Source organism: Limnospira sp. PMC 1279.21, assembly GCF_032349615.1.
Classification (GTDB): Bacteria; Cyanobacteriota; Cyanobacteriia; order Cyanobacteriales; family Microcoleaceae; genus Limnospira; species Limnospira fusiformis.
This window is the reverse complement of sequence record NZ_JARPLU010000625.1, coordinates 1-234: the sequence shown is the minus strand read 5'-3', so window position 1 is coordinate 234 and position 234 is coordinate 1. Positions and strand designations below refer to the sequence as shown.

The window sequence follows — 234 nt, the reverse complement described above, 5'->3', positions numbered from 1 at the left end:
CCATGGATTCCGTTCTCAAAGCTGCGTCCTAACCACCTTGACTAATGCTATAGCTCACCCTGCCCTGCCTCTTCCCTGATTTGAGGGCATGGAAGCGTTGTCCTTCCTGGCAGTAACCATAAGGATAATCGGAGTCTTGACTATTCATGCCAGCTTCATCGAGGTAAACCAACCCTTCCGGCTCCATCTGTTCAATCTGAGCCATAAACTCCTCTCGCTGTTGCTTCCAACGTT

1 pseudogene is annotated in these 234 nt (G+C 50.0%); it reads right to left on the bottom strand.

From position 1 onward, the window contains the following. Positions 1 to 52: 52 nt before the first annotated feature. Positions 53 to 234 (bottom strand): annotated as a pseudogene (locus P5683_RS26265) (IS630 family transposase); the annotation flags it as partial.